This window comes from Hydrogenophaga atypica (genome assembly GCF_042665215.1).
GTDB classification, from domain to species: domain Bacteria; phylum Pseudomonadota; class Gammaproteobacteria; order Burkholderiales; family Burkholderiaceae_C; genus Hydrogenophaga; species Hydrogenophaga defluvii_A.
This window is the reverse complement of the sequence record NZ_JBHTCA010000001.1, coordinates 276341-293755: the sequence shown is the minus strand read 5'-3', so window position 1 is coordinate 293755 and position 17415 is coordinate 276341. Positions and strand designations below refer to the sequence as shown.

Genomic DNA, 17415 nt, shown 5'->3' with positions numbered 1-17415 from the left:
TTCAGGCGGCCTTCTTCGTCATCGACTCGACCCACTCGCGCGGCGCCATGGGGAAGCCCAGGCGCTCGCGGCTCTCGTAATAGCTTTGCGCCACGCTGCGCGCGAGGTTGCGGATGCGGCCAATGTAGGCGGCGCGTTCGGTCACGCTGATCGCGCCACGCGCGTCCAGCAGGTTGAAGCTGTGCGCGCACTTGAGCACCTGCTCGTAAGCAGGCAAGGCAAGCTGCTGCTCCATCAGGTGTTTGGCCTGCTTCTCGTGGGCGCCAAAGGCGGTGAACAGGAAGTCGGCGTCGGCGTGCTCGAAGTTGTAGGTGGACTGCTCAACCTCGTTCTGGTGGTACACGTCGCCGTAGCTCAGTGTGTCGGTCCACTTGAGGTTGTAGACGTTGTCCACGCCCTGCAGGTACATGGCCAGCCGCTCCAGGCCGTAGGTGATTTCGCCGGTGATGGGCTTGCAGTCGATGCCGCCCACCTGCTGGAAGTAGGTGAACTGTGTCACTTCCATGCCGTTGAGCCAGACCTCCCAGCCCAGGCCCCAGGCGCCCAGCGTGGGGTTCTCCCAATCGTCTTCCACAAAGCGGATGTCGTTTTTCTTGAGGTCGAACCCCAGAGCTTCCAGCGAACCGAGGTAGAGCTCCAGGATGTTGGCCGGCGCGGGCTTCAACACGACCTGGTACTGGTAGTAGTGCTGCAGGCGGTTGGGGTTCTCACCGTAGCGACCGTCCTTGGGGCGGCGGCTGGGCTGCACGTAGGCGGCCTTCCAGGGCTCGGGGCCGAGCGCGCGCAGGAAGGTGGCGGTGTGGCTGGTGCCGGCGCCCACTTCCATGTCGTAGGGTTGCAGCAGCGCGCAGCCCTGGGCGTCCCAGTAGGCCTGCAGTTTGAGGATGATTTGTTGGAAGGTCAGCATGGGGGTGAGCCAAACAAGGGCCAGAAACCGACAAGCGCGGCCAAGCCGCGCAAACCGGCTGATTTTACCGGCCGTGTTTGGGGACCAGCTTGCGCCGTCGCCACAGCAGCAGGGGCAGCGCCACCGCGATCCACAGCACCGGCCACAAACCCCAGCGCGACGCCCAGCGGGCAAACGGCGTGAGGCCCTCGCGCCCGGCCACCTCGGCGTCCAGCGCGCCCCGCGTCAGGCGGGGCAACTGGTGGGTCACGCGGCCTTGGTGGTCGATGACCGCGGTGGCACCGGTGTTGGTGGCGCGCAGCATGGGCCGGGCCAGCTCCAGGGCGCGCAAGCGCGAGATCTGCAGGTGCTGGTCGATGGCGATGCTGTCGCCGAACCAGGCGATGTTGCTGAGGTTGACCAGCACGGTGGGCGCGCGCGCCGGGTCGGCAAAACCGGCCGCGATCTCTTCGCCGAACAAATCCTCGTAGCAGATGTTGGGCGCCAGGCGTTGGCCGGCCCAGTCCAGCGTGAGCTGGGCCAGGCCACCCCGGTTGAAGTCGCCCAGCGGGATGTGCATCAGATCGACGAACCAGCGGAACAGCGGCGGGATGAACTCACCAAAAGGCACGAGGTGGTGTTTGTCGTAGCGGTACAGGGCCTGCTGGGCCGTCAGCGGAACCCCCGCCTCGCCGGACTCGGTACCCACGGCTGCCAGGGCCTTGGCCGCATGTTCAGGCGTCCAGCCCCAGGCCGAGTTGGTGTAGCCGAGTTCAAAACTGCCCAGCGGCACGCCCGCCAATGCGGCCGACGCACTTGCCGCGCCGGGCGCCCACAGGTCGCGCCAGTAGGTGGCCGGTAACTGTTGGGGCAACACCGGCCATGCGGTTTCAGGCGCCACCACCAGGCGCGGCGTGGGGTCGGTCAGGGCGCGGCGGATTTCGGCGCCGTACCACGCAAGTGCCTCGGGCACACCGCTGTCGCCTGCGAACTTTTCGTCCTGTGCGATGTTGCCCTGCAGCAGCCGCACCCGCAGCGTGCCAGCCGGCTCGCCCCAGTCGCGTGGCACCCGGGGCAACACCACGGCCACCACAATGCCCACCAGCAACCACCACGGCCAACGCGCGCTGACCAACAGCACTGCGGTGGCCGCCGCGAGCGCGCCCATGCCGTACACCCCCACCCAGGGCGCCAGGGCAGCCAGGGTGTCCACGTGGGCATAGCCGCCAGCCCCCCAGGGGAAACCGGTGAACAGCACCCCGCGGGCAAGCTCGGCCAAGGTCCACAAGGACGCAAAAGCCAGGGCTTGCACCAGCACACCCGCGTGACGCCAGCCCCACCACAGCCCGCCGGCCAAGGCGTAGTACAAAGCCAGGGCCGCCGCCAAAGCCAGCACCGCCAGCGCGGCCAGCGGTGCGGCCAGGCCGCCATAGGTGTGCATGGAAATGAACAGCCACCAGAAGGTGGCGCACAACCAGGCGGTGGAGCCCAGCCAGGCACGCCCAAACGCCGCGCGCGCCGACGGGGCGCTGCGCAAGGCGAGCACCAACGCACCCACGCCCAGCACCTGCAACCAGCCCGCGGGTTGGCCGGTTTGCAGTCCGAGGCTGTCCAGCGGGGGCCACGGCCAGGCGAGTGACGCGGCCTGCGCCAGGCCCGCCAGCACACACAGTGCCCACCACACGAGAGGACGAGGCGCGCGCGCGCGCATCAGGCTTCAGCGGTCTCGGTCACCACCTTGAACCACTTCACGGCGCCGCCTTTGGTGTGCATGACCACAAAACGCAGGCCGGCCATCACATGCACCTCGCCGCGCTTGGGCACGTGGCCCATGGCGTGGGCGATCATGCCGCCGATGGTGTCAAAGTCTTCTTCGGGCAACTGCAGCCCGAACGACTCGTTCATGCGTTCGATGGGGGTGTCGCCACTGACGCGCCAGGTGCGGTCGGCCAGGGCAAAGATGTCGCCGTCATCGGCGGCAATGTCGAATTCGTCTTCGATCTCGCCGACGATTTCTTCCAGCACGTCCTCAATGGTGATGAGGCCGGCCACGCGGCCGAATTCGTCGATGACGATGGCCAGGTGGTTGCGGTTGCCCCGAAACTCGCGCAGCAGGTCGTTGAGACCTTTGGTTTCGGGCACAAAAGTGGCCGGGCGCAAGAGCGCGCGCAGGTTGAGCTCGGGCGCGCGCTGCAGTTTGAGCAGGTCCTTGGCCAGCAGGATGCCGATGATGTTTTCACGCTCACCCTCGTACACAGGAAAGCGCGAGTGCGCGGTGTCGATGACCACATGCAGCAGGTCGTCGAAAGCGGCGTTGATGTCCAGCACATCCATGCGCGGTGCCGCCACCATCACATCGCCGGCCGTCATGTCGGCCATGCGGATCACGCCTTCGAGCATGACGCGCGACTCGGCGTTGATGATGTTGTTGTCCTCGGCGTCGGCCAGGGTTTCGATCAATTCATCCTTGGAGTCGGGCCCCGGGTGGATGAACTCGGCCAGCTTCTGGAGAAATCCGCGTTTGTCTTCATGCCTCACGCTGCGGTGAGGCGCCGGACTGGGATAGGGGTCGGACACTGTGTGACGGCGTAGTTGTGATGGGGCCAAGAATAACCCAAGCCCATGACAAGGCAGCTGACAAGGCGCCCACCACCGCCGGGCGGCGCTGCGGGAGCGCCTCAGGGGCCGGCTTTTTCGCGCGCTTGCTGCACGCCCCGCCGGATGTCTTGCAAGGTGCCCAGAAACTGCCAGAACTGGCGCGCCTGTGCCTTGACGTGGTAGTCGGTGCGCGCCAGCTGTTCGTCCACCAGCTCGCTCACACGCGACTCGAAATCGGCCGCCGGCAAGCGCAGGTGGGCCTCACTTTCGCTGCCGTCGCGCTCGATGACCGCACCGGCCTTGCGAGCGATCTTGAGCATGGCGGTGTTCTCGCTCAAAGCATGGATGAACAGCTGCGACACGCCTTCGTTGCGGGCGTGCACCACGGCGCGCTCGAACAGGCGCCCACCGTAGCCGCGACCGCGCGCTTTTTTGGCCACGCTCACGCCAAATTCGGCACAGGTGTTGAATTGCGGATCCACCGAAAACGCCAGGTGGGCCATGGCCAGCAGTTCGAGCTTGCGGTTGTAGATGCCGAAGATGTCGTCGCGGTCGAAGCTCAGGCCCTCGGCGTAGCGGCGGATCTGGGCGTCGTTGGCGGCGTACCCGAAGCGCAGGTAGCGGTCGCGCTCGTCCAGCGCCAGCAGGTGCTCGGTGATGCGCTCGCGGTGGCTGGGGCCCAGCGAGCGGATGGGCACACTCCCCGTGCGGCGCGCTGGCGAAGCAGCGGGCGCTGCGGCGGCTTCGTCGGGGGTGGTGGCACGGAACAGGTCCCGCCCCGCCTCGAGAGACGCCTTGATGAGTGCAGATGGATCCAACATGGCACGAATGTAAGGGTTTTCCCTTACACATCAACCCAAACACCTTGGGTCACCCGACCGGCGGCAAGGTTTTACACCGGCACCGCCGTCGTCGCCTTCACATGATCGAGCACAAAACTGCTCTTGCAGTCTTGCACGCTGGGGTGTTTGAGCAAGGTGTCCATGATGAAGCGGCTGTAGTGCGCCATGTCGGCCACCACCAGGCGCAGCAGGTAGTCCATCTCGCCGGTCAGGGCCGCACATTCCACCACCTCGGGCCAGGTCATCACACTGGCGCGGAACAGGTCCATGGGGTTGCGCTTGTGGCTTTCGGTGTTTTTTTCCAGCCGAACATTGAGGTAGGCCGTCAGGCCCAGGCCCACCTTGGCCGGCTTGACCAGGGCGACGTAGCGGTCAATCACGCCGCTATCTTCCAATCGCTTGACGCGGCGCAGCACCGCGCTGGGCGAGAGGTTGACCGCTTCGCCGATCTGGTCGTAGGTGGCCCGGCCATCGGCCTGTAGGCTGCGCAAAATCAGCCGGTCGAGCTTGTCGAGTGCGGTGTTTTCCATGGTGACGCAATTTTCCTGCAATTTTCAGAAAATGTGCGCAACACAACGCAGGAAAACTGAAGGCACGCGATCCTACAGTGGCGTCTTTGCCCCCTCCCCTCTGATTTCACCGATTCCACCGGAGACCGACATGAGCGCTCAAGCATCCAACGCCCCCTGGGACAACCCCATGGGCACCGACGGTTTTGAATTCATCGAATACGCCGCCCCCGATCCCGTCGCCATGGGTGCGCTGTTCGAGCGCATGGGTTTCACCGCCGTGGCCCGCCACCGCCACAAGAACGTGACGCTGTACCGCCAGGGCGAGATCAACTTCATCCTCAACGCCGAACCCGACAGCTTTGCCCAGCGTTTTGCGCGCCAGCACGGCCCCAGCATCTGCGCCATCGCTTTCCGCGTGCAAGACGCCAAGGCCGCCTACGAGCGCGCGCTGTCCCTGGGCGCCTGGGGCTACGCCGGCCACGCTGGCCCGGGCGAACTGAACATCCCCGCCATCAAAGGCATTGGCGATTCGCTGATCTACTTTGTGGACCGCTGGCGCGGCAAAAACGGCGCCCAGCCTGGCGACATCGGCAACATCGGTTTCTACGACGTGGACTTCTACCCCCTGCCCGGCGTGCCGGCGGCCGACGCGCTCAACCCCGTGGGCCATGGCCTGCAGTTGATCGACCACCTGACGCACAACGTGCACCGGGGCCGCATGGCCGAATGGGCCGGCTTCTACGAGCGCCTGTTCAACTTCCGTGAGGTGCGCTACTTCGACTTTGAAGGCCAGCAGACCGGCATCAAGAGCAAGGCCATGACCAGCCCCTGCGGCAAGATCCGCATCCCCATCAACGAGGAAGGCACGGAGAAAGCCGGCCAGGTGCAGGAGTACCTGGACCGCTACCACGGCGAAGGCATCCAGCACATCGCGCTGAGTTCCAGCAACCTGTACGACTCGGTGGACGCGCTGCAGATGGCCGGCGTGAAGCTGCTGGACACCAGCGAGACCTACTACGAGTTGCTGCCCAAGCGCATCCCCAACCACGGCGAAGACCTGGAAGCGCTCAAGGCGCGCAACATCCTGGTGGACGGCGCGCCGGGCGAGCTGCTGCTGCAGATCTTCAGCGAAAACCAACTCGGCCCCATTTTCTTCGAGTTCATCCAGCGCAAGGGCAACGAAGGTTTTGGCGAGGGCAACTTCAAGGCCTTGTTCGAGACGATTGAGCTCGACCAAGTCCGCCGAGGTGTACTCCAGGCCTGACGTTCAAAGCAACTTGAGCGTGTCCGCCATCACCTTGGGGTGAAACGCCATCGCCACATGCGGCACACCCGCTATGTGGCGGTTGTCGGCACCAGGCAAGGTGGCGGTGCTGGCGGGAAAAACGATGTTGTCGGCATTGGAATACCAGCAGGTGAACTGTGGGTAGGCTGACGCCGCTTCATCGGTCAACAACTGTCGCAGCCACGGCCCGCCCGGTTGCATCTGCCGGCCGTTGGTGAGGTGGCTGAAACGCGCCAACCAGGTGCCATGGTGGGGCGTGCCCAGGGTGACGATGTGGTGCACGCGCTGCGCGGCGCCGGCACCTGCGGCGCGCAGCCAAGCCCGGATCGCCAGCCCGCCCATGCTGTGGCCCACCAACAGCGGCGGCTGGCCGGTGGCGGCGGTGGCGCGTGCCACGGCGTCTTCAATCAGCACCGCGTAGTCGTCGATGCTGCCAAACACCGGCTCCAGGTTCACCGTGGCGTAAGGCACCTCGCGCCGGCGCAACTCGCGCAGCCAGGGCGTCCACAAGCCCCGGTTGCAAACAAAACCATGCACCAGCACCACCGCACGTTGGCCCGAGGTGGCTGCGCTGGGGAAGGCCGTGTCGGGCCAGCGGCGCCAGGCAAAGGGCTGAAACCAAGCAAACACCCAGACGGCGATGTGGCTCTCCACCCACCACGCGCCCAGCACGGCACGCCAACCTGCGCGGGGCGCCGGGTCGCAGCGGTTCTGCCACGCCATCAGCACAAATTCCAGCGCCAGCACCCAAGCGTGCACCGACATCAGCGCCAGCACAACAGCCAGGGCCAAGAGCGGGCGCTCGCGCCACCACCACAGGCACAGCAGCGCGAGCGCCCAGGCCGCCAGCATCCCGGTGCGCTGCAAGCGGGCCAGGGCGGAATGTTGTTGCGTCATGCGAGGGCCTCGGGCCGACCACCCAGGCGCGCAATCAGCCCTTGCGTGAGGCGGTTGACCAGGCCGTAGATGGACAGTTGCGGGTTGGCACCGATGCTGGTGGGGAACAGCGAGCCATCGTGCACCGACAGGTTGGCGACTTGCCAATGCTGGCCATCGGGCCGCACCACGCCACGTTGTGGGTCTGCGGCAAAAGCGCAACCGCCCATCACGTGGGCGCTCACCACACGGGTGCTCAGCGCCGCCAGCGGCAGTTGTTTCAAGGCCTCACGCGCCTGCGCCCAGGTGGTGTAGCGGCCGCCCAGCTCGTGCACCGGCAGCACCTCCAACGCACCCGCCGCAAACTGCAACTCGGCCATGCTCAGCAGGGCGCGGCGCGCGCCCTCCATGACAAAGTCGTTCAGTGGGTAGTCCACCTCGGGGCTGCCGTCGGCGCGCAGCCGCACGTTGCCCCCGGGCGATTGGGCGGCAAAACCGTCGCGCAGCAAGGCGAGCTGCACGTGGGTGTGGGGCAGCTTGCGCAGCATGTCCGCCAGCTCGGGGCCAAAACCCGGCATGGACGCGGCAATGATGACCGGGTGGATGGGCGGCACCTCCAGCTTGTAGCCCATGGGACCGTCGATGGCCTGGGTGTGCAAAAAGTGGTCGGAGTAGACGGTCTGGGGAGCGCCGCTCCAGCCCTGCACCATCTCGGGCATCACCGCCGCCGTCATCACCACCGGGTGCAAAAAGGTGCGCTTGCCCAGCAGACCGTGGGGATCGGGCGCCTGCGAGCGCAGCAGCAAGGCCGGCGAGTTGATGCCACCGCCTGCCACGATGTGGTGTTTGGCGATGACGCGCACCGGCCGCGCCGCCGCCTGGCCGTTGGCGCTGTTGCCCCAGGCCAGCGCGTGCAGGGCCGCCACCTGCCCATCGCGCCACTCGAAGCGCTCGGCGCGGGTCTGCACCAGCAAACGTGCGCCACGCTGCAAGGCCGCCGGCAAGGTGGTCACCAGCATGGACTGTTTGGCGTTGGTCGGGCAGCCCAGGCCGCAGGAGCCCAGGTTCCAGCAGCCTTTGACGTTGCGGCGGATCACGCCGGACGACACGCCCAGCTTGATGGCGCCCCGGCGCAACAGCTCGTTGTTTTCGTTGGGCGCCACATGCCAGTTGGCGATGTTCAGGCGGCGCTCGGCCTGCTCAAAGTACGGTGCCATGGCGTCTGGCGTCATCTCGGCCAGGCCGTAGTGCTCGCGCCAGAAGGCCAGGGTCTCGTCGGGCGTGCGGAAGGAGCTGGTCCAGTTGACCGTGGTGGAGCCGCCCACACAACGGCCTTGCAGAATGCCGATGCCTTTGTCGGCGGTTTTGCGGGCAGTGGCCTCTTGGTACAGCGTGGGGTAGGCCTCGCTTTCGCGCTGATGGAAATCGCGGCTGGTCTTGAGCGGTCCGTCTTCGAGCACGATGACATCAAAACCGGCGCGTGCCAGCAATTCGGCGCTGATGCCCCCGCCCGCCCCGCTGCCCACGATCACAACGTCACACCGCAATTGCTCGGGCACCGGGCCCAGTTCGCCGCCAAGCACCTTCCAGCCGGCGGCCAGGCCATCGCGAAACAGATCGGGTTGTCGGCTCATCGTCCCACCACGTTCAAATGTCCAAAGGGCCGGAATAGCCCAGCGCCATCCAGGTGCCGGGGTCGGCAAAATACGCCGCACAAGTGAGCTCGCGCAGCGCCAGGTAGGCCTGCTGGCGCAGGGCCAGGCGGCTGTGTCGCATCTCCTGCAACGCCGCGCGCACCTGCGCCACGCTGGCGTGTGGCCAGTCGGTGCCCAAGCCAGCCACAGCCCAGCGGCCGGGCGCACTGGCCAACACGCTGAGCAATTGGGCCAGCTCAGCCTGGGTGTGGGGCGGCAGGGCAGCGATGCTGTCATCGAGGCGCTTGAACCAGGCGTCCACGGCCACCTGCCGGGCCGCGGCATCTTCGGGCAGGCTGCCGTCCAGCACGGTGGACGCGACCGCGCCAAAAACCGCGCGTCCCGACGCACTCAAGCCCTCGGGCGTCCAGGCAGGGGCGCGCAGTGCCAGCCCGCCACCCACCAGCGCCAGACCGGCGGTCGACACCAGCCCGAGCTTCAACCATGTTCTGCGTTGCATGGTCCGCAATATGACACGCCCACCCGGCGTGGCCTTAGGTGGGGCTGTCTAGATAGACTCGTGGTTTGTATGAACTCACCGGCCGACCGCATTCGCCAGCACCTGGACCAGGTGGCGCACCTTCGCGCATCGTGCACCAACGACGCCACCGCCCAGGCGGTGCGTGAAATCAAGGTCCTGCAGGCCCGCCGCTTTGAAGCCACCTACGCCGACCTGCTGCAGGACCCACGCCACCGTCCGGCCACGCGCTTTTTTCTCAACGAACTCTACGGCGACCACGACTTTGCACAACGCGATGCGCAGTTTGGCCGCATCGCGGGCGCCATCGAACGCCTGTTCCCCGAAGCGGTGGCGCAACTCGCGGTGGACATGGCCGAACTGCACGCCGTGACCGAACAGCTCGACGCGACCTTGGGCGCGCACTGGCAGGCTTCGCCGCAGCTGAGTCCGGCGCCGCGCTACGTGGGTGCCTGGCGCCAAACCGGCACACGTGCCCAGCGCACGCAGCAATTGCGGGTGGTGCTGCAAATGGGGCACGAGTTGCAACGCCTGACCCGCATGAAAAGCCTGCGGCTGGCCCTGCGCATGATGCGTGGCCCGGCACAGGCTGGCGGCCTCGGTGCCCTGCACGCGTTTCTGGAACGCGGATTCGAGGCCTTCAGCCACATGGGCGACGCAAGCGGCTTTCTCGCGGCGGTGGAACAGCGCGAATCCCACTGGATGGACGTGCTGTTCGATGACCCGCAGGCCGCACGCCAGCTTGCACCGCTGTTGGGCGACACCCGGATCACCTGAGCGTCAGCGGCGATCCACCGCTTCAGGTACAAACACCGCATGACCATCGCCCTGCCCCCTGGTGTCACCGTCTTCGAACGCGGCTGGCTGTCGGCCAACAACATCCTCTTCCAAGGCCCGGAAGGCAACGCCCTGATCGACTCGGGCTACGCCACCCACGCCGACCAGACCGTGGCCCTGGTGCGCGCCGCGCTGGGCAGCCAGCCATTGACGCACCTGCTCAACACCCACCTGCACAGCGACCACTGTGGCGGCAACGCCGCGCTGCAGGCCGCCTACCCGGCCCTGCAAACGCTGATCCCGCCGGGCCAGGCGCACGCCGTGCGCGCCTGGGACGACGACCACCTGACCTACGTGCTGACCGGCCAGACCTGCCCGCGTTTTCGCATCGAAGGGGTGCTGCTGCCCGACACCACGCTGACGCTCGCCAACCTGACCTGGCAGGTGCATGCGGCGCCCGGCCACGACCCGCACTCGGTGGTGCTGTTCCAGCCCGATCACCGCCTGCTGATCTCGGCCGACGCGCTGTGGGAAAACGGCTTCGGTGTGGTGTTTCCGGAGCTGGAAGGCGAAGACGCCTTCCACGAGGTGGGCGCCACACTGGACCTGATCGAGGGCCTGGCGCCGCTGACCGTGATCCCCGGCCATGGGCGGGTGTTCACCGACGTGGCCGGCGCCCTGGCGCGGGCGCGTACACGCCTGGAGCAATTCACCACCTCACCCGACAAACACCTTCGCCATGCGGCCAAGGTGCTGATCAAGTTCAAGCTGCTGGAATGGCAGCGCCTGCCGTTGAGCGACTTTGAAGCCTGGGCCCGGGGCACACCCTACCTGGTGAACCTGCAGCAGCGCATGGGCCAGGCCAGCTTTGACGACTGGCTGCTGCCCATGGTGGACGAGCTGGTGAAAAGTGGTGCCGCCCAGCGGGAGGACGGCTGGCTGGTAAACGCCTGATCAGACCTGCCGCCGGGCCGCCCCAAGGCAGGTCAGTCCCCTTGGGGGGCAGCGACCCGCGAAGCGGCAGAGCCCCGGGCCGAACCCGTGGGGTTCGGGACGCAAGGGGGCGTCAAACGCCCAACATCAGCTTGAGGTTCTGCACCGCCGCGCCGCTGGCACCTTTGCCCAGGTTGTCCAGGCGGGCAATCAGCACCGCGTGGCCGTGGGCGGCGTTGCCGAACACACGCAGCTCCATCTTGTTGGTGTCCTTCAAGGCCACCGCGTCGAGCTTGCCCGACTCGGTGGCAGGCGCCACCGTCACCCACTCGCTGCCGGCGTAGTGCGCGGCCAGGGCATCAAACAGTTGGGCCGCCGTGGGCGATCCAGGCAGGGTGTCCAGGTGCAGCGGCATCTGCACCAGCATGCCCTGTGGGAAGTTGCCCACCGCAGGGACGAACAGCGGCCGGCGCTGAAGGCCGGTGCAGGCCATGATTTCGGGAATGTGCTTGTGGTTGAGCGTGAGCGCGTAAGCCTCGTAGGCCGGCGCTTCGCCCTTTTCATACGCCTCGATCATGGTGCGGCCACCGCCCGAGTAGCCGCTCACGGAAGGCAGGCTGAGGGGGGTGTCGGGGGCGATCAGGCCGGCGTCGATCAGCGGGCGGATCAGCGCGATGGCGCCGGTGGCGTAACAACCGGGGTTGGCCACACGCTCCGCCTGGGCCACGGCCTGCGCGTGCCCCCGCGTGAGTTCGGGAAAACCGTACACCCAGCCCGGCGCCACACGGTGGGCGGTGGAGGCGTCGATGATTTTGGGCTTGGCGCCCGGCAGGGCATCGATCATGGCCACCGACTCGCGCGCCGCATCGTCGTGCAGGCACAGGATGACCAGGTTGGCCTCGGCCATCAGTGCGCGCTTGGCCTCGGGGTCCTTGCGGCGCTCGGGGGCGATGCTCAGCAAGCGCACCTGGGGCATGTGCGCCAGACGTTCGCGGATTTGCAGACCGGTGGTACCGGCTTCGCCGTCGATGAACACGGAAGGCATGTGGGGCTCGCTTGGACACCGGCAAAGGCGTCAGTTCTGTTTCAGGAATGATCTAAATAATTATGCATTACGAGCCGACGAACGCCCCGTTTTGATGCATTGCACCATGATACAGTTCGCGGTTGCGATCGCCAAGGCCGGGCTTCCGGCCGACTATCCATCAGCCGGGTCAGAAGCCCCTCTCCTGAAAGAGACCTCATGAAGATTCACGAGTACCAAGGCAAGGAAATCTTGCGTCAATTCGGCGTGCCTGTGCCCCGCGGCATCCCGGCGTTCACGGTGCAAGAAGCCATTGAAGCCGCACAAAAACTGGGCGGCCCCGTGTGGGTGGTCAAGGCCCAGATCCACGCCGGTGGCCGTGGCAAGGGTGGTGGCGTGAAGGTGGCCAAGTCGATCGATGATGTCAAGGCCCGCGCCAGCGACATTCTGGGCATGCAGCTGGTCACGCACCAGACCGGCCCCGAAGGCCAGAAGGTCCGCCGCCTCTACATCGAAGACGGTGCCGACATCAAGAACGAGCTGTACGTGTCGCTGGTCACCGACCGTGCCACCCAGAAGGTCGCCCTGATCGCTTCCAGCGAAGGTGGCATGGACATCGAGGAAGTGGCCCATTCCACGCCCGAGAAGATCGTCACCGAGATGATCGACCCGCTGACCGGCATCACCGAAGCGCAGTCGCGCAAGGTCGCGGCCGCCATCGGCCTGACCGGCGCTTCCGTGGACCAGGCGGTGGACATCTTCGCCAAGATCTACAAGTGCTACATGGACACCGACGCGTCGTTGGTGGAAATCAACCCCCTGAACTGCGACTCCAAGGGCAACCTGATGGCCCTGGACGCGAAGTTCAACTTCGACGCCAACGCGCTGTTCCGCCACCCCGAAATCGTGGCCTTCCGCGATCTGGATGAAGAAGACCCCGCTGAAATCGAAGCCTCCAAGTTCGACTTGGCCTACATCAGCCTGGACGGCAACATCGGCTGCCTGGTCAATGGTGCCGGCCTGGCCATGGCCACCATGGACACCATCAAGCTGTTCGGCGGCGAGCCGGCCAACTTCCTGGATGTGGGCGGCGGCGCCACCCCCGAGAAGGTCACCGAAGCCTTCAAGATCATGCTCAAGAACCCCAAGGTCGAGGGCATCCTGGTCAACATCTTCGGCGGCATCATGAAGTGCGACACCATCGCCACCGGCGTCATCACCGCCTGCAAGGCCGTGAACCTGAACGTGCCGCTGGTCGTTCGCATGAAGGGCACCAACGAAGAACTGGGCAAGAAGATGCTGGCCGAATCCGGCCTGCCCATCATCGCGGCCGACACCATGGCCGAAGCCGCGACCAAGATCGTCGCCGCCGTCAAATAAGCCCGGAGCAGAAACACCATGTCGATCTACATCAACAAAGACACCAAGGTCATCACCCAGGGCATCACGGGCAAAACCGGCCAGTTCCACACCGAGAAGTGCCAGGAATACGCCAACGGCAAAAACTGCTTTGTGGCTGGCGTGAACCCGAAGAAAGCCGGCGAGTCCATCTTCAACATCCCCATCTACTCGACCGTCAAGGAAGCCGCGCAGCAGACCGGCGCCACCGTGTCGGTGATCTACGTGCCGCCCGCCGGCGCTGCCGCCGCCATCTGGGAAGCCGTTGAAGCCGACCTGGACCTGGCCGTTTGCATCACCGAAGGCATTCCCGTCAAGGACATGCTGGAAGTGCGCAACAAGATGAAGGCCAAGGAAGCGGCCGGTGGCAAGAAGACCTTGCTGCTGGGCCCCAACTGCCCCGGCCTGATCACGCCCGACGAGATCAAGATCGGCATCATGCCCGGCCACATCCACCGCAAGGGCCGCATCGGCGTGGTGTCCCGTTCGGGCACGCTGACGTATGAAGCCGTGGCCATGCTGACCGAAGTTGGCCTGGGCCAGTCCAGCGCTGTGGGCATCGGTGGCGACCCGATCAACGGTCTGAAGCACATCGACGTGATGAAGGCCTTCAACGACGATCCGGACACCGACGCCGTCATCATGATCGGCGAGATCGGTGGTCCCGACGAAGCCGAAGCCGCCATGTGGTGCAAGGCCAACATGAAGAAGCCCATCGTCGGCTTCATCGCTGGTGTGACCGCCCCTCCGGGCAAGCGCATGGGCCACGCTGGCGCGCTGATTTCCGGTGGTGCCGACACGGCCGACGCCAAGCTGGCCATCATGGAAGAGTGCGGCTTTGTGATCACCCGCAACCCGTCCGAACTGGGCAAGCTGCTCAAGGCCCAGCTGTAATCAGCGTGCCGGGGCACTGCGGTCGCCGTCGGGCGACTGCGGGAAACCACAATGACCAAGCCGGGTTGTCTGCGCGACAATCCGGCTTTTGATTTTTTTCGTGGCCGGGATGGCGGCCTCAGACAACCAGCAGGACAGCGCATGGAAGAATTTATGACAGCAACGTTCTGGCTCGCTGTGGGCCAGATCATCATGATCGACATCTTGCTGGGTGGCGACAACGCGGTGGTGATCGCGCTGGCCTGCCGAAAGCTGCCGCCCGCGCAGCGCCGCCTGGGCATTCTCTGGGGCACGGCGGGGGCCATCGGCTTGCGTGTGATCCTGATCGTGTTCGCGCTGGCGCTGCTGACCGTGCCCTACCTCAAGCTGGTGGGTGCGGTGCTGCTGCTGTGGATTGGCATCAAACTGCTGGTGCCCGACGATGAAGACGAACACGGCAACATCGAGTCCAGCGACAAGCTTTGGGCCGCCGTCAAGACCGTGATCGTGGCCGATCTGGTGATGAGCGTGGACAACGTGATCGCCATCGCTGGCGCCGCCGAAAGTGCTGGCGGCGACCACAAGATCCCGCTGGTGGTGTTTGGCCTGCTGGTCTCCATCCCCATCATCGTCTGGGGCAGCCAGCTGGTGATCAAGCTGATGGAGCGTTTCCCCATGATCATCGTGCTGGGTGGCATGCTGCTGGGCTGGATCGCCGGCACCATGGCCGTGACCGACCCGGCTGTGCTGCCGCACCTGCCGGCCGACTACCTGGTGGCTGCGGTTCGTGAGGGTGCGCTGCCCACCGTGGTGTCCAGCCTGAACTACGGCGCAGGCATCCTGGGGGCCTTGTTGGTCTTGGCCGCCGGCATGCTGATGCGCAAAAAGAAGCCCGCCAACACCGACGGGCACTGATGCGTCGGCTGGCGCGAAACCCGCGGCCACGCCGCCCATGATGCTGTACCAGTTCAGCAGCCGATCGGACACGGGGCGACTTCGCACCAACAACGAAGACGCCGTGGCCTGCGAGGCGTCGCTGGGTCTGGCGGTCCTGGCCGACGGCATGGGCGGCTACAACGCCGGGGAGGTGGCCAGTGCCATGGCCACCGGCACGGTCTCCACCGCCCTGGGCACGTGGCTGCTCACGCACCAGGAGAAGGCCAGCGCACGCGAGACCGCCATCGCCATGCGTTTGAGCGTGGAGCGGGCCAACCAGGCGATCCACCAGGCATCGCTGGACAACAGCGAATTCACCGGCATGGGCACCACACTGGTGGTGGCCGTGTTCTCAGGCGCGCGGGTGCTGGTGGGGCATGTGGGCGATTCGCGCTGCTACCGCTGGCGCAACGAACAACTCAGTCAGCTCACCCGCGACCATTCGCTGTTGCAAGAACAGCTCGACGCCGGCCTGCTGACCCCACAGGCCGCGCAACACGTGCCGTACCGCAACCTGGTCACACGCGCGCTGGGGGTCGAAGACCAGGTGGCGCTGGACGTGGGCGAACACGTGGTGTCCCCCGGCGACCTGTACCTGTTGTGCTCCGACGGCCTGTCCGACATGTTGCCCGACGACGCGCTGGCGCAGTTGCTGAAAAACGGCGGCCCCGAAGAGGAATTGGCCCAGACACTGGTGGATGCGGCCAACGCGGCGGGGGGCAGAGATAATATCTCGGTCATTCTGGTGCGTGCGACAGGCGGTCCACCCACCAGACGCCTGTTGCCTCGCTGGTGGACGCGCTGAGGCGCATGGGCCGCCACGGGGCCCACGTCAGTCCCTTGGAGCCTTTATGCCGAAAATGATCGTCTCGATTGACGGTGTCGTGATCAAGGAGGTCCAGCTCACCAAGGAGCGCACGACCCTGGGCCGCCGGCCCTACAACGACCTGGTGATCGACAACCTGGCCGTCAGCGGCGAGCACGCGGCCTTTGTGCTGGAGGGCAACACGGCACTGGTCGAAGACCTCAACAGCACCAACGGCACCTACGTCAACGGCAAGGCCATCCGCCGCCAGGCCCTGGCCCATGGCGATCTGGTGGAAATTGGCAAATACAAAATCCGGTTTGTGGGCGAGGGACAAGAACTGTCGGGGGCCGCACCCATCGCGGCACCCACCGCAACGCCTGCGGCCAGCCCCGCACCGGTGGGCGATCCGCCCAGTGCCTCCATCGAGGTGCTCAGCGGCCCGGCCGCCGGGCGCACCGTGCCCGTGGTCAAGGTGGTGACCACCTTGGGCAAACCCGGGGTGGCCGTCGCCTCCATCACGCGCCGCCACCACGGCCACGCGCTGGCCTTGGTCGAAGGCCAGGTGGCCCCCACGCTCAACGGCCACCCGGTGGGCGACGAGCCTGTGATGCTCAAAGATGGCGATGTGATTGAGCTGGCGGGCACGCGCATGTGCTTTCGGCAGCCCTGAACGCCGCCGCCCCGACCCACCCTTTAACAAGTCTGCCCCTGATGCACATACGCGTACTGGGCTGCTCTGGTGCCATTGGCAAAGATTGCCGCACCACCTCCTTCCTGCTCGACGACAACGTGCTGGTGGACGCCGGCACCGGTGTGGGCGATTTGACGCTGGACGAGCTGCGCCGCATCGACCATGTGCTGCTGACGCACGCGCACCTGGACCACATCGCCGCGCTGCCCCTGATGCTGGACTCGGTGGCCGGCCTGCGCTCGCAGGCGCTCACGGTGCACGCCCTGCCCGCCACACTGGCGGCGCTCAAGGCCCACGTGTTCAACAACACCATCTGGCCGGACTTCACCGTCATCCCCAGCCCCGAAGCGCCGTTTGTGCGCTTCGAGCCGCTGGACGTGGGCCAGCAGCTGACCGTGGGCGGCAAGGCGGTGGAGGTGCTGCCCGCCGTGCACACCGTGCCGGCCGTGGGCTACGCCGTGGCAGGCACACGGGGGCACTGGGTGTTCAGCGGCGACACCGAACGCAACCCCGCCTTCTGGCAGCGGGTGAACCAGCTGACGGTGGCCATGCTGGTGATCGAAACCGCCTTCAGCGACCGCGAAGCGCAGCTGGCCAAACGCGCCCTGCACCTGGCGCCTCACAGCCTGGCGCAAGAGCTGGAACACATCGTCTACCCACCGGGTGCGCGCTACCCGATCTACATCACACACACCAAACCGGCGGAAACCGAAGCCATCTTTGCAGAGGTGGAGGCGCTGGATCTGCTCCACCGCCACGAGCTGCACTGGCTGGCCGCCGGGCAGGTTTTCCGGCTGTAGACAC

The 17415-nt window shown here is 66.1% G+C and carries 18 protein-coding genes; 9 read left to right on the top strand and 9 right to left on the bottom strand.

Going from position 1 to position 17415, the window contains the following annotated elements; all coding sequences use genetic code 11:
* Position 1 precedes the first annotated feature (1 nt).
* The 5 genes from glyQ to ACFQPB_RS01470 form a co-directional block, all read right to left on the bottom strand.
* Positions 2 to 907, bottom strand: a complete 906-nt coding sequence (glyQ, locus tag ACFQPB_RS01490) for a glycine--tRNA ligase subunit alpha (RefSeq protein WP_382202230.1) — start codon at positions 905 to 907, stop codon at positions 2 to 4.
* Positions 908 to 971: 64 nt separating this feature from the next.
* Positions 972 to 2597 carry an apolipoprotein N-acyltransferase gene (gene lnt, locus ACFQPB_RS01485; protein ID WP_382219202.1) on the bottom strand — a complete coding sequence of 542 codons (1626 nt, stop codon included), beginning with the start codon at positions 2595 to 2597 and terminating at the stop codon, positions 972 to 974.
* Positions 2597 to 3463, bottom strand: coding sequence for an HlyC/CorC family transporter (locus tag ACFQPB_RS01480; protein ID WP_382202234.1), 867 nt, complete (start codon positions 3461 to 3463; stop codon positions 2597 to 2599). Before ACFQPB_RS01480 ends, lnt begins: the two co-directional genes overlap by 1 nt.
* A 101-nt stretch (positions 3464 to 3564) precedes the next feature.
* Positions 3565 to 4305 carry a GNAT family N-acetyltransferase gene (locus ACFQPB_RS01475; protein ID WP_382219200.1) on the bottom strand — a complete coding sequence of 247 codons (741 nt, stop codon included), beginning with the start codon at positions 4303 to 4305 and terminating at the stop codon, positions 3565 to 3567.
* Positions 4306 to 4376: 71 nt separating this feature from the next.
* Positions 4377 to 4856 (bottom strand): Lrp/AsnC family transcriptional regulator, encoded by a 480-nt coding sequence (locus ACFQPB_RS01470; protein ID WP_382202237.1) that lies wholly within the window; start codon positions 4854 to 4856, stop codon positions 4377 to 4379.
* A gap of 130 nt (positions 4857 to 4986) precedes the next feature.
* Here ACFQPB_RS01470 and hppD point away from each other — a divergent pair, with 130 nt between their 5' ends.
* Complete coding sequence (hppD, locus tag ACFQPB_RS01465; RefSeq protein WP_382219198.1) at positions 4987 to 6102, top strand: 4-hydroxyphenylpyruvate dioxygenase; 1116 nt, start codon at positions 4987 to 4989, stop codon at positions 6100 to 6102.
* A gap of 3 nt (positions 6103 to 6105) precedes the next feature.
* Here the strand turns inward: hppD and ACFQPB_RS01460 are convergent, their stop codons facing one another.
* From ACFQPB_RS01460 to ACFQPB_RS01450, 3 genes are read right to left on the bottom strand one after another with little or no spacing between them, the layout of a single operon-like run.
* A complete protein-coding gene (locus ACFQPB_RS01460) occupies positions 6106 to 7020 on the bottom strand; it encodes an esterase/lipase family protein (RefSeq protein ID WP_382219196.1) in 915 nt (304 codons plus the stop codon).
* Positions 7017 to 8633: a GMC family oxidoreductase N-terminal domain-containing protein gene (locus ACFQPB_RS01455; protein ID WP_382219195.1), complete on the bottom strand. Its 1617-nt coding sequence runs from the start codon at positions 8631 to 8633 to the stop codon at positions 7017 to 7019. Before ACFQPB_RS01455 ends, ACFQPB_RS01460 begins: the two co-directional genes overlap by 4 nt.
* Before the next feature lie 13 nt (positions 8634 to 8646).
* Positions 8647 to 9153 carry a hypothetical protein gene (locus ACFQPB_RS01450; RefSeq protein ID WP_382219193.1) on the bottom strand — a complete coding sequence of 169 codons (507 nt, stop codon included), beginning with the start codon at positions 9151 to 9153 and terminating at the stop codon, positions 8647 to 8649.
* A 69-nt stretch (positions 9154 to 9222) separates the two neighbouring features.
* Between ACFQPB_RS01450 and ACFQPB_RS01445 the strand changes: the two genes are divergently transcribed.
* Both ACFQPB_RS01445 and ACFQPB_RS01440 read left to right on the top strand, forming a co-directional pair.
* The gene (locus ACFQPB_RS01445; RefSeq protein ID WP_382219191.1) at positions 9223 to 9948 is read left to right on the top strand and encodes an FFLEELY motif protein; all 726 of its coding nucleotides are present in this window, start codon (positions 9223 to 9225) and stop codon (positions 9946 to 9948) included.
* A gap of 39 nt (positions 9949 to 9987) precedes the next feature.
* Positions 9988 to 10902 (top strand): MBL fold metallo-hydrolase, encoded by a 915-nt coding sequence (locus ACFQPB_RS01440; RefSeq protein ID WP_382219189.1) that lies wholly within the window; start codon positions 9988 to 9990, stop codon positions 10900 to 10902.
* A 112-nt stretch (positions 10903 to 11014) separates the two neighbouring features.
* Here the strand turns inward: ACFQPB_RS01440 and argC are convergent, their stop codons facing one another.
* Positions 11015 to 11926 (bottom strand): N-acetyl-gamma-glutamyl-phosphate reductase, encoded by a 912-nt coding sequence (gene argC / locus ACFQPB_RS01435; RefSeq protein ID WP_382219187.1) that lies wholly within the window; start codon positions 11924 to 11926, stop codon positions 11015 to 11017.
* Positions 11927 to 12124: 198 nt separating this feature from the next.
* On the opposite strand from argC, the gene sucC reads away from it, so the two are divergent.
* The 6 genes from sucC to ACFQPB_RS01405 all read left to right on the top strand — a co-directional run bounded on the left by sucC (position 12125) and on the right by ACFQPB_RS01405 (position 17411).
* Positions 12125 to 13285, top strand: coding sequence for an ADP-forming succinate--CoA ligase subunit beta (gene sucC / locus ACFQPB_RS01430; protein WP_382202252.1), 1161 nt, complete (start codon positions 12125 to 12127; stop codon positions 13283 to 13285).
* 18 nt (positions 13286 to 13303) lie between these two features.
* On the top strand, positions 13304 to 14197 hold the full coding sequence (sucD, locus tag ACFQPB_RS01425) for a succinate--CoA ligase subunit alpha (protein ID WP_382202254.1): 894 nt from the start codon (positions 13304 to 13306) through the stop codon (positions 14195 to 14197).
* A 141-nt stretch (positions 14198 to 14338) separates the two neighbouring features.
* Positions 14339 to 15091: a TerC family protein gene (locus tag ACFQPB_RS01420; RefSeq protein WP_382219186.1), complete on the top strand. Its 753-nt coding sequence runs from the start codon at positions 14339 to 14341 to the stop codon at positions 15089 to 15091.
* 37 nt (positions 15092 to 15128) lie between these two features.
* Positions 15129 to 15917 carry a Stp1/IreP family PP2C-type Ser/Thr phosphatase gene (locus tag ACFQPB_RS01415; RefSeq protein WP_382219184.1) on the top strand — a complete coding sequence of 263 codons (789 nt, stop codon included), beginning with the start codon at positions 15129 to 15131 and terminating at the stop codon, positions 15915 to 15917.
* Positions 15918 to 15963: 46 nt separating this feature from the next.
* Positions 15964 to 16590, top strand: a complete 627-nt coding sequence (locus ACFQPB_RS01410; RefSeq protein WP_382202260.1) for an FHA domain-containing protein — start codon at positions 15964 to 15966, stop codon at positions 16588 to 16590.
* A gap of 41 nt (positions 16591 to 16631) precedes the next feature.
* Entirely contained in the window at positions 16632 to 17411 is a 780-nt protein-coding gene (locus ACFQPB_RS01405; protein ID WP_382202262.1) for an MBL fold metallo-hydrolase, read from the top strand.
* Positions 17412 to 17415: the final 4 nt, after the last annotated feature.

Excerpts from the sequence above, each read along its gene's own strand:
- glyQ (WP_382202230.1), bottom strand. The coding sequence starts at position 907 with ATGCTGACCTTCCAACAAATCATCCTCAAACTGCAGGCCTACTGGGAC.
- lnt (WP_382219202.1), bottom strand. The coding sequence starts at position 2,597 with ATGCGCGCGCGCGCGCCTCGTCCTCTCGTGTGGTGGGCACTGTGTGTG.
- ACFQPB_RS01475 (WP_382219200.1), bottom strand. The coding sequence starts at position 4,305 with ATGTTGGATCCATCTGCACTCATCAAGGCGTCTCTCGAGGCGGGGCGG.
- ACFQPB_RS01470 (WP_382202237.1), bottom strand. The coding sequence starts at position 4,856 with ATGGAAAACACCGCACTCGACAAGCTCGACCGGCTGATTTTGCGCAGC.
- hppD (WP_382219198.1), top strand. The coding sequence starts at position 4,987 with ATGAGCGCTCAAGCATCCAACGCCCCCTGGGACAACCCCATGGGCACC.
- ACFQPB_RS01460 (WP_382219196.1), bottom strand. The coding sequence starts at position 7,020 with ATGACGCAACAACATTCCGCCCTGGCCCGCTTGCAGCGCACCGGGATG.
- ACFQPB_RS01455 (WP_382219195.1), bottom strand. The coding sequence starts at position 8,633 with ATGAGCCGACAACCCGATCTGTTTCGCGATGGCCTGGCCGCCGGCTGG.
- ACFQPB_RS01450 (WP_382219193.1), bottom strand. The coding sequence starts at position 9,153 with ATGCAACGCAGAACATGGTTGAAGCTCGGGCTGGTGTCGACCGCCGGT.
- ACFQPB_RS01445 (WP_382219191.1), top strand. The coding sequence starts at position 9,223 with ATGAACTCACCGGCCGACCGCATTCGCCAGCACCTGGACCAGGTGGCG.
- ACFQPB_RS01440 (WP_382219189.1), top strand. The coding sequence starts at position 9,988 with ATGACCATCGCCCTGCCCCCTGGTGTCACCGTCTTCGAACGCGGCTGG.
- argC (WP_382219187.1), bottom strand. The coding sequence starts at position 11,926 with ATGCCTTCCGTGTTCATCGACGGCGAAGCCGGTACCACCGGTCTGCAA.
- sucC (WP_382202252.1), top strand. The coding sequence starts at position 12,125 with ATGAAGATTCACGAGTACCAAGGCAAGGAAATCTTGCGTCAATTCGGC.
- sucD (WP_382202254.1), top strand. The coding sequence starts at position 13,304 with ATGTCGATCTACATCAACAAAGACACCAAGGTCATCACCCAGGGCATC.
- ACFQPB_RS01420 (WP_382219186.1), top strand. The coding sequence starts at position 14,339 with ATGGAAGAATTTATGACAGCAACGTTCTGGCTCGCTGTGGGCCAGATC.
- ACFQPB_RS01415 (WP_382219184.1), top strand. The coding sequence starts at position 15,129 with ATGATGCTGTACCAGTTCAGCAGCCGATCGGACACGGGGCGACTTCGC.
- ACFQPB_RS01410 (WP_382202260.1), top strand. The coding sequence starts at position 15,964 with ATGCCGAAAATGATCGTCTCGATTGACGGTGTCGTGATCAAGGAGGTC.
- ACFQPB_RS01405 (WP_382202262.1), top strand. The coding sequence starts at position 16,632 with ATGCACATACGCGTACTGGGCTGCTCTGGTGCCATTGGCAAAGATTGC.